Genomic DNA, 14,542 nt, shown 5'->3' on the forward strand with positions numbered 1-14,542 from the left:
TCTCTTTTGCTTGGCCTCATGGTAAGCGGCCAGAGGAAATGTTAACAGGATTATTACAGCCAGAACCTATAGTTTCAGGAGTTGATTGCTAGTATCAATGCCATCTCTCGACCGCTTTTTATCCCCTTAAAAGGTTATGCTTTATAAAGATTTTTCTTAACATAAAAATTGACAAAATAGACAAGTTATGTTCAAGTCTTTAAAAGGTTTTTGTCAGAGAAAAAGTGTATTAACAAAGTACATTTTTTTTGATAACTTAAACAGCTTTCACTAACTTTTTTAGTGTAAGAAGAAAATTATAGTGGTCAATAGGAGTTAATAATTCAGTAAGTATTTATGCTTAATGTTTTCCTGAGAATTTAACTTTTGAGCAGTAATTTATACAGTATAAATATTTACCAATAATAGAAACTGTATACTACTTTTAATCTTACAAATTGACGTGCGGTGTGAGTTAATGCGCTAACTTTTAAGCAAAAAATGACAGCTTTTTTTCCTTAACTGAAGTCCCTTTGAACCTTAATTATTCGGTAAAGTCTTTTAACCGCCCTAATTAGAGCTTGCTGATTAAATATTAAAGCATTGACTGATATTGGTTTCAGCCTTTTTTTGTCGAAAAAAGTGCAAACTTTTCGGTCTAAAAAGTTCATGAATGCTAGTATTTTGGGACGATTATGGCAGAACAATCTTGGGACGATTCTTCTGACTACTTCTTCTATAATTCCCATTTCTCCTGAATTCTGGATTCTGGATTCTGGCTCCTACCCTTACCAAAAAACTTTCCATACGCAAACCCTAATTAGAGCTTGCGGATTAAATATCAAAGTATTTACAGATAAAGGTTGTAGCATTTTTTTTGTCTCAAAAAGTATCAGCTTTTTGGCGGCAAGAGCTGCATAAAGCTAGTATTTTCAGACGATTATGGCAGAAAAATCACTCTTACAATTTTTCTGATTACCTCCTCTATAATTTCCATTTCTCCTGAATTCTGAATTCTGTTTGCGGAGCATAACAAACGGAAATTATGACTCCTACCCTTACCAAAAAACTTTCCATACGCAAACCCTAATTAGGGTTTGCTGATTAAATATTAAATAATTGCCAGATAAAGGTTTTAGCCTTTTTAGGTATTGAAAAAGTATATGGTTTTCAGCTCTTAATGGTCAAAAAGTTAGCATTTTTAGCGCATAGTTGGGCAAAAAAATTCTCCCCTACTCCCCTACTCCCCTTTTCCCCTCCTGGGAGGGGTTAGGGGTGGGTACCCTACTCCTTAAAAAGACTTTTTCAGCAAACCCTAATTATTCGTGACATTCTTTTTCCACACTTGGTATTAGTAATAGAAGTTATTCAATATAACTCCACAAAAAATAATTCCACAAATAAAGAACTTAGAAATTTATACCTAGAAGGAACTTATTCAATCCTATTTGTTATTTATATCTATTATTATTTTCCTTTTTTTATTCTCCCTTATCCCTTCTTCCTGATCCCTTATCCCTTATCCCTTATCCCTTCTTCCTGATCCCTTCTTCCTTCTTATACCAAATCCAGGTATAAAAGCAGGTTTTTCCTATCGGCCAATCCCTTATTTAGCAACAGTTGTAACTTTAGAAAACACCCTCTCACTAAGGCGGATTTGATATTACTTCTTCCTTTCTTAATCAAAGTATATATTCTAGAATAACTATGGTAACTTATTAGATAATAATGTCTCAAATTTTTATCTAAGTTAGGTGGTGTCACCCCCCAAGGATGATTTTTATTGAAGCTGCATTTCTATAATCTTGTCAATAATGCAATGCATATCTCGATCAAGGGAATTGTTTCTGATTTTGTCATAACTACTCTGGAAGAGATATCAAAGTTTGCTACTACAATTATCATCAAACAAACTCGAAAATTAAATAACCAACATGAAGCCAAATAATCTATATGATTCCTGCTATTTATTTCTATCAACTATAATAATATGCACATTATGTATATTAAATTTCGGTTGTAATAACCAAGTAAAAATTTCAGAAGAACCAGAATCAACTTCCTCTGAAAAACAGTTATCTTCTCCAGTTAATCAAGTATCAGACGAAATTTTTCAAACAGAAATCAAAGCTACTAAACCTTGGAAAATAGCCTACATCCTCAAAACAATTCCAGAGGAACCTTATTGGAAAGATGTCAAAGAAGGTGCTGAAAAGGCTGCACAAAATTTCAATATAGATATAACTATAATTAATTCCGAAAAACCTCAAACATCAGAATTTGTTGAAGATCAAATTATTCTAGTAGCAAATTTAATTAAAACAGAAGAAATAGATGGAATTATCATCGGTTCATCTGATTCAATTCGATTAGTTCCTGCGGTCGAAAAAGCTATTAATTCTGGTATACCAGTTATTGCTATGGATACTCCACTTAATAGCGATCAAATACTAACTTTTGTTGGATTTGATAATTTTTCTGGGGGAAAATCAATGGGTGAGTGGGTGGTTAAAAATTTAGGGGGAAAAGGTACAGTAGCTATTTTAGATGGTGCGCCTAATCACGATAATGCTATTCAGCGCCGCCGGGGTTTTATGGCTGGTTTAAAAACAGGGGATATGAAAGTAATTGCTATTGAATCTGCTAATTGGGAGCAATCAAAAGCACAAGAAATTGCCACAAACTTTTTCAAAAAGTTTGAAAATATTGATGCAATTATAGCAGCAAATGATAGTATGGCTTTAGGCGCTAGTCAAGCAGTAGAAAATACTCAATATCCACCAATAATTATTACAGGATTTGATGGTCTAGAAAATGGTTTACAAGCAATTAAACAAGGTAAAATTACAGCTACAATTAATCAAGTACCAAAACAACAAGCACGATTGGCAATTCAATTAATGATTCGCCATTTAGAAAATGGAGAAACTTTCCCCAATGTTATCCTTCTACCAAATACTGAAGTCATAACTTCAGAAAATTTTGATTGAAGAAGGAAGAAGGAAGAAGGAAGAAGGAAGAAGGCAGAAGGCAGAAGGTCTAATACCATTTCTCAAAAACTTTTCTACATTTTGTTGAGCAGGGGAGTAGGGGAGTGGGGGAGTGGGGGAGAAACAAACATAAGAATAATTAACATTAACGCAAGCTAAAATTAGCATGCAAAGTGATTTTGATTGTGCTGATTAGTTGATAACTGAAGTACTGCCCAAGTATAGCAATACTTTTGGGAATTGGTATAATTGTATGGGGATTAAAACTCCAAACAATTTTAAGTACCCCCCTTGACGGTGGGGTATTAAACCCAAAAGAAAAAAATAATAGTCAATAAATTTAATTACCAAAGCCATGAATATAAATAATATTTATACAAATTTTTTTTATCCTAATTCAAAAACTCAGGAATTAGAAAAACAACCAATATCCTTGAGAAAACAAGTAACATTTAGAGTTATTATACTTAGCTTAATTGCTATTCTCGGTATTACAGCTACAACTTTGTTAAGTTTGTTAGTGACTATACAACAAGCTCATCAAAAAATTAACCATGCAAAAGTAGAAGCAGCTACAAGTTTTAACCAATTTTTTTTAGCACTAGAAAGCGATATGATAGCAACAAGTGCTGCTTTATCAACAACTAATAATGTTAATAAAATTAACTTGATAATGAATCAGATGCGAGACAGAAATCGCTCTTTTTTAGATTTAGTAGTTGTAGATATGGACGGGAAAGTTTTAGTACAAAATAGTAGATTTAATCGTCTAAAACAAAAGCAAATAAGTCAACAACCTTGGTTATCGGATCGTGGCCGAGTTGAATCTTTATATATTAGTAACGTCAAATTTGAAAATCAACAACCATATTTAGAAGTAGCAGTTGCTGTTACTAATGATATTGGCATTTCTCAAAGTTCATTAGTGGCGAGAGTTGACTTGACAGAATTATGGGATAAAACAATTGAAATTAAAGTAGGAAACAACGGTTGTGTATATATAGTAAACAATGAAGGCTTAGTCATTGTTCATCAAAATCAAAATTTTATTCAAAAAACAACGAATCTTCAAGCATTATCTGGTGGGAACAGCAGCAAATATCAACCACAAGTAAATATATATCAAGCAATTGATAAAAATTGGGTATTTTCTAATAGTCAAAATTTAGCAAAAGTACCTTGGTTAGTTATTGTTGAAGAACCAATAAAAGAAGCTCTTAAACCATTCCTAGTACCAGTAATATTTTTATTGCTGACTCTGCTATCTATAGTTTTAATTGTCTATAACATAGTTTCTTTTACTCGACATAGAATCGTATTACCATTACGCTTTATACACCAAGCCGTAACTACTATGGCAAACGGAGCATTAAACCATAGAATAAAAGTTAAACATAATGACGAACTAGGAGTTTTAGCCCAATCTTTTAATAAAATGGCCGAACAGTTACAAAATTCTTTTGAAGCATTAGAAATTAGAGTCAAAGAACGTACTGCTGAATTAATGGAAGCCAAAGTAGCTGCCGATACTGCTAATAAAGCAAAAAGTGAATTTTTAGCAAATATGAGCCATGAATTACGGACTCCTTTAAATGGAATATTAGGTATAGCCCAACTTCTGCAAAATTCACCAAATTTTACATCTCAAGAACAACAAGAAGTTGAAATTATTTATCAATCTGGTTCTCATTTACTTACACTCATTAGTGACATTCTCGACATATCTAAAATAGAAGCTGGCAAACTAGAATTTTTACCAGAAGAGTTAGATTTCCCCAAATTTCTGCATGGAATAGTTGAAATATTTAGGATTCGTGCCCAAGAAAAGAAAATTTATTTGAACTATCAAGTTACTAACGAATTACCTTCTAGAGTTATAGCAGATGAAAAAAGATTAAGACAGGTACTAATTAACTTATTAGGAAATGCAATTAAATTTACTGTTAGAGGAGGGGTTAATTTTAAAGTAGTTTCTATGGAAGAAAATGATTCAAAATCAGAAAAACAACAAAAAATTCGTTTTCAAGTAGAAGACACAGGTAAAGGTATTCATCCCAATGATTTAGAAAAAATTTTCCTACCATTTGAACAAGTAGGAAGTAATCGAAATAAAGTTGAAGGAACAGGATTAGGACTAGCAATTAGCAATAAAATAGTAGAGACAATGGGAGGTTCATTAAAAGTAACCAGCAAACCAGGAATTGGTAGTATTTTCTGGGTAGATTTAGACTTGCCTATAGCTACAGAATTACCGCAACAAGTAAACTCAAATTCATCATTAATTACTTCTCAAAAATCTAATAATTCCCAGGCTATAAAACAATCTATTTTACGCATTCTCTTAGCAGAAGATAATCCTGTAAACCAAATTATTGCGAAGAAGATGTTGCATCGTTTAGGGTATACTATAGAAGTAGTAAAAAACGGTTTAGCAGCAGTAGAAGCAGTCAAAAACCAATTCTACGACATCATCTTTATGGATATACAAATGCCTGAAATGGATGGGATAGAAGCGACTCATCATATCCGTCAACAGTTTAAAAATACTGAATCTACTTGCCAACCTTGGATTATTGCTATGACAGCAAATGCAATGAAAGAAGACCGAGAAAACTGTCTCAAAGCAGGTATGAATGACTATCTAAGTAAACCTGTACAACTGCATGAGCTCGTTGCAACTCTAGAAAAATTCTTTGAAGAAGGAGTCAGGAGTCAGGAGTCAGGAGTCAGGAGGGAAAAAAGAGCCATTGCTGAGGGGCGGGATGAATATAAGTAGTAATATCATGTTCGGTTGAATACTTACACTTTGGAGGAAGGAAGGCAGAAGGCAACCCACCCCTCGCCCCTCCCCCTCCCAGGAGGGGAAGGCAGAAGGGAAGAAAGGGTTAAAAGGGATAAAGTTTTTTTATAAGTGATTATCCGAACATGATATAAGTGGAAGCAGGCATCTTGCCTGCCTTGAAGAAGGAGTCAGGAGTCAGGAGTCATATCATGTCCGGTAGCATCGGAGCGTGTATAAAATTAAGGTGACAATGAAAGAAAACCTTCTGCCTCCTGCCTCCTGCCTCCTGCCTTCTGTACACCAAAGTCTAATTATTCAACCGGACATGATATCAGGAGCCAGGAACGGGCAAGATGCCCATTCCACAAAACTCACAAAACTTACAAAACTATTAAAATTCCAAGCGCATTTATGCAACGCCTAATTCAAGAAAATTAGCTAGCTAATTCTTTAACCTTACTCATAATACCTTCAGGATCGATCCCTTGATGAGGGAACTGTTCCCATAAACCACCACAACCTTCTTGGTGAGTAGCTAGATAACCAAACTTAGGAGTCAAACCACGTTCCAGTAACCAAGAACCGAAACGGCTACCCAAACCTGTACGACGGTTGAACGCTTCAACAACCAATACAAAAGGAGCAGTACCAACTTTCTGCAACATATCTTCGTCAATAACATTGAGAGTCGGTTTATTAATCAAACCAACATCTATTCCTTCCTGCTTCAGACGTTCCACTGCATCAAGGGAGCGGTACAACGCATCACCAAAACTGACAATATAACCTGCTGTACCTTCCCGGATGACTTCATCTTTGCCAGGAGTAAACTTATAACCTTCACCAAAGAACTCATTACCATTGCTATCTAACAGAATTGGTACTTTAGAGCGGGTAGAAAATATAAACCGCATTCCAGTTTGAGTAAATACTGCTTCCACACAAGCTTTCATTTGGTTAGCATCAGCAGGGAAATATAAGCGAGTTTCATAACCATCATCAAGGCCGTTATCAGCAAACATATTATTGATGCCAAAGTGACAAGTATTGTCTGCCATGTCATCTATACCAGCGTGGGAGAAGTGACACAAAACGTTCGAGTTGTTCAACCGCGCCATTGTAATTTCAGAAATACACATTTCTAAGAAAGCACTGAATGTGGCAAAAATACCTTGCTTCCCTGCTTCCATACCAAACCCCGCAGCAGCAGAAAAATTGCCGCGTTCCATGATGCCACCACTAATAAACCGCTCTGGAAAAGCATCATGAATTTGTTTGAAACCGCAAGAACCTTCTAAGTCACTGTCAACAAATAAATGATTTTTGCGTTCCTCTTCACTCATACCTTTGAGGACAGATACCACACTTTCACCAAAGACATTACGGTTGGAACCCATTTTGTCACTTACACCCATGAATGTGTAACTTTGCTTTGGTTTTTCAATATCTTTAAGATAATTAACTGCTTCAGTTCTGCCTTTTGCATCTAGATATTCGATCGCTAATTTTAGAGGAATCACATCATGTCCGTGGGTAGAACCTTCTAAACCTTCAATACCCACACTCATTTTCCGCTTATTAATAATAGCGATCGGACCTTCGGTTGTAGCTGCTTGACATATTCGTTGATACAGACTATCTAAATCTTCCCCATCTCCTTCGAGTACTGTTAAGCCATGACCTGTCAAGGTTTTGTTGAGGTCGTAACCTTTTAAATAATCAGAAGGATGACCTGCAATAGTAACATCATTATCATCAATTATCAATTTAACATTGAGATTTTGTGCTACTGCCATTCTTGCTGCTTCAGCATCGTTACCCTCTTGTTGGGAACCATCGGAACCTAAGCAAAAGACTAATTTCTCAGGATTTGCCATTGCCACACCGTTGATATAAGGCCACATATGACCTAATCTACCGGAACTGAATTTTACTCCAGGAGTAAATCCAAGTTCTGGGTGTCCTGGTAAATGAGAATTTGCTGCCCGATAATTTACCAGGCGTTCCACAGGAAGTTCTCCTGCGATAGCTGCCATTAAGTATTGAGTAGCTACACGGTGTCCAGCTTCATCAAAGAAAATAGGTACAAACTTTTCTGCCGCACCTCGGAAAAAGGCATCTAAAATCATAACTTCGGGTACTGTGTCATAAGGGCCACCTGTATGACCTCCTACTCCTCTAGCAGCACCAGTGGCGGTGAAGAAGATTATTGTATCACGGCAAAGTTGAATATTTGCTTTGAGTGTTTCGCGTTGTTCGTCTGTGAGAGTTGGGTTTGTGGGGTCGAGAGAAAGTGGTTTATAGCTTCCTATGTCAATTGGAAATGGTGCTGTAGTAATTGTCATGCTTAATAAGAGTGATAATATCTATCTATGGTTTATGTATCTGTGTCCATGATTTATTTCATACCTGTGATGAGGGATAAAATGTTTATGGGCAAAGAGTTAAAGAAAGCCTACCATAGTTGGTGAATTTTTTAATAATTATTTTATTTTTTTGACTAAGGATGCTTAAGACTTTAAAATCTACTGTATAAAAAATTTAGTTTGTAGGTTGGGTTGACAAAGGAAACCCAACAAACGCATCTTTAATTGTTGAGTTGTGAATCGCACTTTTTCTTTTCCTTTGGAATGCTACGCAAACGAAATGCTCTGCCAACAGGTGGCGGAGCAAAACTAAACTTACGGTGCGATCGCTAATTAGGGCTTGCTGAAAAAGTCTTTTTTAAGGAGTAGGGGAGCGGGGGAGTAGGGGAGTAGGGGAGAATTTTTTTGCCCAACTCCTGCTAAAAGTGCGCTCATTTTTGAGCATGAAGAGCTGAAAACCATGTACTTTTTTAATACATAAAAAGGCTCAAACCTCTATCTGGTAATTCTTTGAGATTTAATCAACAAACCCTAATTACTTGAACCTGATATTGGATATTATTTTGTTTTGGGTCTTAGTCGGTATCCTAAAAATCAAGGTGGTGGTGCATTGTAATGGTGGTCTATTGTCATTATTTTGGTCAAGGACAAAATCAGTGGGAGCATCTTGCTCCCTCCAATTATTTTGATAAATTAAGGAAATTATGACACTTCCCTACGGAGCATTTCAAAATAAGGTTTATATTTGCTGAGAATGTCTTAGGGTAGTGGTATATCAACCACTTTAAATGGAACTTTCACTACTGATTCAGATGATTCAGATGTAAAAACGTACAAATTGAGTTGCGCTTTGGAAGGTAGTTTTTCCTTAAAGCCATAAACTCGAACTTCTTCCTCACTATCATTAATAGCAAAGGAACCTGCTGGTAAAATAACTTCACCACTTTCAGATTCAAATTCAATACCTTTCAGCTTTGAGTCTGCATCCCTAATCAAAATGATTACGCTCTTGTCTTGTTGGATAGAAGCAAACGTAGAAGCATATATCCCACACTGAATCTCTGAAAAAAAACTGGTCAAAGAACTAGCAAACACAGAGTCTTCTTCTTGCTGAGTAGCCTGCTGATCGACTGGACATTGGTCTTGATTTACATCCTCTGGTTTTTGAATCAAAACCTCAATGTCTGAATACTTGAGAACTGAACTGGAAATTGGCACACCAGTCTTTTCCTGGAAATTTTTCACTGTTACCGTTGATTTTGAATTTTGATCGGGAATAAACATTTCCAGAGTACCTGAAATCTCTTTGATTGTTGCAGCTTGCCTAGTAGGGCTTTTCAATGTTAAGTTAACTCTAGTAAAGTTGTGCCCTGGAAAAGAGATTTCTTCAAACTCACTTTCTGATTCTTCTGATTCATTGTTAACAATACTTTTCCCAGTTTCATCTATAGCTCGATCAACATTGACGCGCATTGCCTTAGCATCTACTAGCATATCTCCAAGAAACTTCAGGTCAATTGCTAGTCCACTATTATTATCAGTCATAGCATTATCCCTAACATCTATAATATTTTCCACCGTTACTTCCACCTGAGCTAAGGCAGCAGGACAAAACATTAATGTGGCAACAGCAGCAGACATACAAGCAAGCTTGACTTTTACTGCAGCTTTAGCGACTATCTCAATTGGACTTTTCATAACAACTATCTCTCTAGAAAAATCTATATTTGTTAATCAGGCATAAATACAAAATTTATGAAAAAAAGTTGAAAGTTTCAAGCTATACTGTGACTGTAGACAAAAAAATTCTCTTAGGAAATTTACCGAAAAATTCAGGTATAAAGCCTCTCCATTCATGGAGAAAAAAAATTCTTTGATCCAATCCTCTTATTTAATAAGAAGAGGTAATTCTAAATTCTAAATTCTAAATTCTAAATTCTTAAACCTCATCCATGCAGTTGCAACGTCAGTTCAGTGGACAACTCATCACATTAGACACCCAAAACTCGATCGGTGGCGGTGGGGAAGGCCGTATCTATCCTGTACTACAAGATCCTTCGTTAGTGGCCAAGATTTACCATAAACCCACAGATGAAGATGCTGATAAACTGACTGTGATGTTTTCTCATCCACCAGACGCACCGATGGCAGCCGGACATTCAGCGATCGCATGGCCTGTAGATTTACTACACACTCCCAATAGTAAACAGAAAATTATCGGTTTTCTAATGCCCCGTGTTTTTGAAGCTGAACCGATACATATATTCTATAATCCTAGAAACCGTAGAGAACAAAAACCCCACTTCAACTATCGTTATCTTCACTGCACAGCTCGTAATTTAGTAACAGCAGTTCATGCTTTACACAAGAGAGATTATGCTATAGGCGATATCAATGAGTCAAATATTTTGGTAAAAAATACTTCTATAGTGACTTTAGTGGATACAGACTCATTTCAAGTTCGCGATCCCTACACCAAAGAAGTTTATCGTTGTCCAGTAGGAAAACTAGAATTTACACCCCCAGAATTACAAGGTCAAAGTTTTCGAGAAGTCGATCGCCTACCAGAACATGATTTATTTGGGGTGGCGGTGTTAATATTTCAGATTTTGATGGAGGGAACTCATCCGTTTGCTGGAGTTTATCAAGGTAGAGGTGAACCACCCAGTCTTGAAGCTCGAATTAAAGCAGGTCATTTTCCCTACGGTAAAAAGCGAGTTCCCTATCGCCCAACGCCACTTGCACCAGATTTTAAGATTTTGCATCCCAGCATACAAGAATTGTTTATTGATTGTTTTGAAAAAGGGCATGAACATCCTAAAAAGCGCCCAGATACTAAAATTTGGTGGCAGGCGCTACGAGAAGCAGAAAAGAACTTGATGGTTTGTAAGAAAAATCATCAGCATAGATATGGTAATCATTTAAAATCTTGCCCGTGGTGCGATCGCACAAAAAAATTAAAAGGGCGCGATCCCTTTCCCTCAGAGGAAGCAGTGCGAAATAAGAAACATCTGCAACCAGCTCAAACGAAGCAACAAAAATTATTTTCGTTGGGGCCGCAGAAAACTACTACTCCCAAAAAATTAGCACCGCCAAAACCCATTATTATTAACAGAAAAATGGGTCAATATCAACCTTTATTAACACCTATTCTGACTAAAACTAAACCGCCATCATTACCAATAATTCCTCTACCAGGTGGTGGAAATGGTATTACTGGTATTGCTCAAGATGCTATGTGGGGTAGCCTTTGGGGAGTATTGTGTGCAGCAGCAGTAGCAGGTATAGTGTTAGGAATAATTAAAGGTAGCCTTGCAGTTTTTGGTGGTACGATCGTGGGAATGTTATGGGGCAGTTTTTTTGCATTAGCTTGGCAATATATTATTCCTGTGGGAATGTCTGGTGGTAGTTTAGGTTTAACTGGAGCATTTTGGGGAGGGTTTATTGCAGTTGCTATTAGTGGTAGTGTATATGGAATTGGCAATCGTATGGAGTCATTTGGGCAAGCAGTTTTATTTGGAGGATTTTTAGGTACTATTTGGGGTGTTTTTTGGAGTGCTTTTAAACCACCTTTAACATTGCCTGGGCCTGGACGAGTTTGGGGAAGACGTGGTTTATTTTTAGGTGCGATTTGGGGTGCTTTTTTGGGAACAGTTATTGGGGCAATTTTAGCTGGTGTTTTTGTATTTCAGGAAAGTATGAATGAGAATAGTAATACTTGGCAGGAATTAGTATCAATATTTCTAAGTAGTATGATTCCAGCAATAGGTGTAGGTGCAATCTGTGGGATTATAGGTGGTGCTTTTTTAGGACCAATTTTAGGTGCGCCAACTTTACCTTTACCAAAGAAATTATCAGGGTTCAGAGGTGCTTTTTTAGGTGGAACTTGGGGATGTTTTTTGGGAGTAATTATTGGGGTAATTTTGGGTAGTATTTTACCGCAACTTTGGTCTATAGATTTAGTTAGACTTATGCGAATTGATCAAGATTTTACTGTTATACTTTCAACAATTTTTGGGGCTGGTTTGGGTGCAATTGCTGGCTGTTTTTCTGGGGCAACTTGGGGAGGTATGGGAAAGTGGTAAGTGGTGAAAAAATATGGGTGGTGGGGGTAGGACACGGAGACGCGGAGACGCGGGAAAGTGGTAAAAAAATATGGGTGGTGGGGGTAGGACACGGAGACGCGGAGACACGGGGACGCGGAGATGTGGGAAAGTGGTAAAAAAATATGGGTGGTGGGGGTAGGACACGGAGACACGGAGACGCGGAGATGTGGGAAAGTGGTAAAAAAATATGGGTGGTGGGGGTAGGACACGGAGACACGGAGACGCGGAGACGCGGAGATGTGAGAAAGTGGTAAAAAAATATGGGTGGTGGGGGTAGGACACGGAGACGCGGAGACGCGGAGATGTGGGAAAGTGGTAAAAAAATATGGGTGGTGGGGGTAGGACACGGAGACACGGAGACGCGGAGACGCGGAGATGTGAGAAAGTGGTAAAAAAATATGGGTGGTGGGGGTAGGACACGGAGACGCGGAGATGGGTGAACAGGCAATGATTTCGGCCATTTTATGTTAATAAATTTTCTTGAATTTCAGCAGAAAATTTCAGTAAATTGATGCCAATAAGAGCCAATAACTAGGAGATAAATTGAATATAAAAAGTTCAATAGCTTTAACTATCCTGACTTTTAGCTTTATTCAGCAAGCCCTAATTAAACGGATATGATATTATATCAAATCCGCTTAATTGGACATAAAAAAATTATCCGATTATCATAACTACGCTCATCTTGTCTTATCTTTCTTCTCCTGAATTCTGAATTCTGAATTGCAGAATTGCTGAATTCTAAAGACTTAACCATTCTATGGCTGTTTAACCGGATTTGATATTAGACCTTCTGCCTTCTGCTTTTTTCAAGATATAATAAATAAAAATTTACTGATATAGCACTACAAGAATTGGGCGCGGACATTTTTCAATCCTAAAACCCTTTTACAGTTTGCTAGTCCCTGTTCCCTTTTCCCTATTCCCTAGCGCTACGCGCTATAATTTGTTTATACCATTTTGAAAAAAGAATGTTACGAATAATAAAAATCATAAATAAACTTTCAAATAAAGTCTATTTGACGAAAAAGATAATTTAAAACATCAAAAATGGTATTAAATATATCCCCATACGAATTCTGGATTCTGAATTCTGGATTCTAATAAATACCCTATCTATTTGTAGCAAACATTTATCAAATTGGTATTATGACTATATCACCCCCACCGAAAAACTCAGAAATTATCCCAAATATAGAGCAAATTGAAAGTTATTTTTTACAAAAATTCGTAGCTCCTCTAGCTAATGAAATAGATAGCGATAAAGAAACATTAAAAACAGCTTTAATGACTCTAGGAAGACCGGGTTTATTAGCACTAAAAATTCCGCAAAAGTGGGGTGGGTTAGAATTAAATCAACAAGATTTTTTTAACTATCAATTACTCATAGCAAGATATTCTGGTGCATTAGCTTTTCTGCAAACTCAACATCAAAGTGCAGCAGCAATGTTAGCATCAAGTCAAAACACTCAATTACAACAACAATATCTACCTTATTTAAGTCACGGCAAAATCTTGTTAGGAATAGGCTTTTCTCAACTTAGACGTTCTGGAGAACCACCTGTAAAAGCTTTCCCGACTACAGGTGGATACAAGATAGAAGGAATTGTACCTTGGATAACTGGGTGGGATATATTTCAGGAATTTATTATTGCAGCAAAATTACCTGATGGCAGAGCAGTTTTTGGCATAGTTCCTTTGATTGAAACCACTCAATTAAATGGCAGTATTACTTTCTCAGAAATAATGCCTTTGTGCGCTATGACTTCAACCAATACTGTTAGTGCTACAGTAAAAAATTGGTTTTTACCTGATGAGCAGGTAGTTTCTATCAAACCTGTAAATTGGATTCACAGTAACGATAGACAAAAAGTTCTATATTTTAGTGCTTTTGCTTTAGGATGTGCTTTAGCAAGTATAGATATCATGAAAGAAGTATCAAAAACTAAACTTCTTCCTTTTATTTCAGATGCAATTTCTTCCTTGCAAATTCAGGTTGATAAATGTCGAAATTCCATAGAAGAAGCTCATAAAAATCCGGATACTGATTTTGCTGAAAAACTCCACCTCAGAGCAACAGCTATTAACTTAGCCCAGCGTTGTACTGCTGCTGCTGTTACTGTTTCTAGTGGTGCAGCTAATCACAAAAATCATCAAGCGCAACGAGTTTATCGCGAGGCTTTAGTATACACAGTTTCAGGTCAAACTACAGATATTATGGAAGCTACTCTCAAATGTTATAGCAGGGAACACTTAACTGGGAACAGGGAACAGGGGGAAAAAAATTTCCCTGTCTGAGGTTCACCATCAGCACAAGTC

General features: G+C 36.7%; 11 protein-coding genes. 9 read left to right on the plus strand and 2 right to left on the minus strand.

Annotated features, from left to right (window positions below):
• Nucleotides 1-582 precede the first annotated feature (582 nt).
• The 4 genes from F6K54_RS01995 to F6K54_RS02010 all read left to right on the plus strand — a co-directional run bounded on the left by F6K54_RS01995 (nt 583) and on the right by F6K54_RS02010 (nt 5,745).
• Nucleotides 583-900 carry a hypothetical protein gene (locus F6K54_RS01995; RefSeq protein ID WP_293073745.1) on the plus strand — a complete coding sequence of 106 codons (318 nt, stop codon included), beginning with the start codon at nt 583-585 and terminating at the stop codon, nt 898-900.
• An 898-nt stretch (nt 901-1,798) separates the two neighbouring features.
• Nucleotides 1,799-1,927 carry a hypothetical protein gene (locus tag F6K54_RS02000; RefSeq protein ID WP_293073748.1) on the plus strand — a complete coding sequence of 43 codons (129 nt, stop codon included), beginning with the start codon at nt 1,799-1,801 and terminating at the stop codon, nt 1,925-1,927.
• A complete protein-coding gene (locus tag F6K54_RS02005) occupies nt 1,914-2,969 on the plus strand; it encodes a sugar ABC transporter substrate-binding protein (protein WP_293073751.1) in 1,056 nt (351 codons plus the stop codon). Before F6K54_RS02000 ends, F6K54_RS02005 begins: the two co-directional genes overlap by 14 nt.
• A 355-nt stretch (nt 2,970-3,324) precedes the next feature.
• Nucleotides 3,325-5,745 carry a hybrid sensor histidine kinase/response regulator gene (locus F6K54_RS02010; RefSeq protein WP_293073754.1) on the plus strand — a complete coding sequence of 807 codons (2,421 nt, stop codon included), beginning with the start codon at nt 3,325-3,327 and terminating at the stop codon, nt 5,743-5,745.
• Nucleotides 5,746-6,185: 440 nt separating this feature from the next.
• On the opposite strand, the gene F6K54_RS02015 is transcribed toward F6K54_RS02010, so the two are convergent.
• The gene (locus F6K54_RS02015) at nt 6,186-8,096 is read right to left on the minus strand and encodes a transketolase C-terminal domain-containing protein (RefSeq protein WP_293073757.1); all 1,911 of its coding nucleotides are present in this window, start codon (nt 8,094-8,096) and stop codon (nt 6,186-6,188) included.
• A 780-nt stretch (nt 8,097-8,876) separates the two neighbouring features.
• Nucleotides 8,877-9,815, minus strand: a complete 939-nt coding sequence (locus F6K54_RS02020) for a hypothetical protein (protein ID WP_293073760.1) — start codon at nt 9,813-9,815, stop codon at nt 8,877-8,879.
• A gap of 254 nt (nt 9,816-10,069) precedes the next feature.
• Here F6K54_RS02020 and F6K54_RS02025 point away from each other — a divergent pair, with 254 nt between their 5' ends.
• The 5 genes from F6K54_RS02025 to F6K54_RS02045 all read left to right on the plus strand — a co-directional run bounded on the left by F6K54_RS02025 (nt 10,070) and on the right by F6K54_RS02045 (nt 14,521).
• Nucleotides 10,070-12,202: a DNA-binding protein gene (locus tag F6K54_RS02025; RefSeq protein WP_293073763.1), complete on the plus strand. Its 2,133-nt coding sequence runs from the start codon at nt 10,070-10,072 to the stop codon at nt 12,200-12,202.
• The gene (locus F6K54_RS02030; protein ID WP_293073766.1) at nt 12,196-12,339 is read left to right on the plus strand and encodes a hypothetical protein; all 144 of its coding nucleotides are present in this window, start codon (nt 12,196-12,198) and stop codon (nt 12,337-12,339) included. Before F6K54_RS02025 ends, F6K54_RS02030 begins: the two co-directional genes overlap by 7 nt.
• Nucleotides 12,340-12,345: 6 nt before the next feature.
• Nucleotides 12,346-12,477, plus strand: coding sequence for a hypothetical protein (locus F6K54_RS02035; RefSeq protein ID WP_293073769.1), 132 nt, complete (start codon nt 12,346-12,348; stop codon nt 12,475-12,477).
• A gap of 6 nt (nt 12,478-12,483) precedes the next feature.
• Nucleotides 12,484-12,615, plus strand: a complete 132-nt coding sequence (locus tag F6K54_RS02040) for a hypothetical protein (protein WP_293073772.1) — start codon at nt 12,484-12,486, stop codon at nt 12,613-12,615.
• Nucleotides 12,616-13,372: 757 nt separating this feature from the next.
• Nucleotides 13,373-14,521 carry an acyl-CoA dehydrogenase family protein gene (locus F6K54_RS02045; protein ID WP_293073775.1) on the plus strand — a complete coding sequence of 383 codons (1,149 nt, stop codon included), beginning with the start codon at nt 13,373-13,375 and terminating at the stop codon, nt 14,519-14,521.
• The last annotated feature ends 21 nt before the right edge of the window (nt 14,522-14,542 follow it).

The organism is Okeania sp. SIO3B5 (assembly GCF_010692555.1).
Classification (GTDB): Bacteria; Cyanobacteriota; Cyanobacteriia; order Cyanobacteriales; family Microcoleaceae; genus Okeania.

Excerpts from the sequence above, each read along its gene's own strand:
- F6K54_RS02000 (WP_293073748.1), top strand. The coding sequence starts at position 1,799 with ATGCATATCTCGATCAAGGGAATTGTTTCTGATTTTGTCATAACTACT.
- F6K54_RS02005 (WP_293073751.1), top strand. The coding sequence starts at position 1,914 with ATGAAGCCAAATAATCTATATGATTCCTGCTATTTATTTCTATCAACT.
- F6K54_RS02010 (WP_293073754.1), top strand. The coding sequence starts at position 3,325 with ATGAATATAAATAATATTTATACAAATTTTTTTTATCCTAATTCAAAA.
- F6K54_RS02015 (WP_293073757.1), bottom strand. The coding sequence starts at position 8,096 with ATGACAATTACTACAGCACCATTTCCAATTGACATAGGAAGCTATAAA.
- F6K54_RS02020 (WP_293073760.1), bottom strand. The coding sequence starts at position 9,815 with ATGAAAAGTCCAATTGAGATAGTCGCTAAAGCTGCAGTAAAAGTCAAG.
- F6K54_RS02025 (WP_293073763.1), top strand. The coding sequence starts at position 10,070 with ATGCAGTTGCAACGTCAGTTCAGTGGACAACTCATCACATTAGACACC.
- F6K54_RS02035 (WP_293073769.1), top strand. The coding sequence starts at position 12,346 with ATGGGTGGTGGGGGTAGGACACGGAGACACGGAGACGCGGAGATGTGG.
- F6K54_RS02040 (WP_293073772.1), top strand. The coding sequence starts at position 12,484 with ATGGGTGGTGGGGGTAGGACACGGAGACGCGGAGACGCGGAGATGTGG.
- F6K54_RS02045 (WP_293073775.1), top strand. The coding sequence starts at position 13,373 with ATGACTATATCACCCCCACCGAAAAACTCAGAAATTATCCCAAATATA.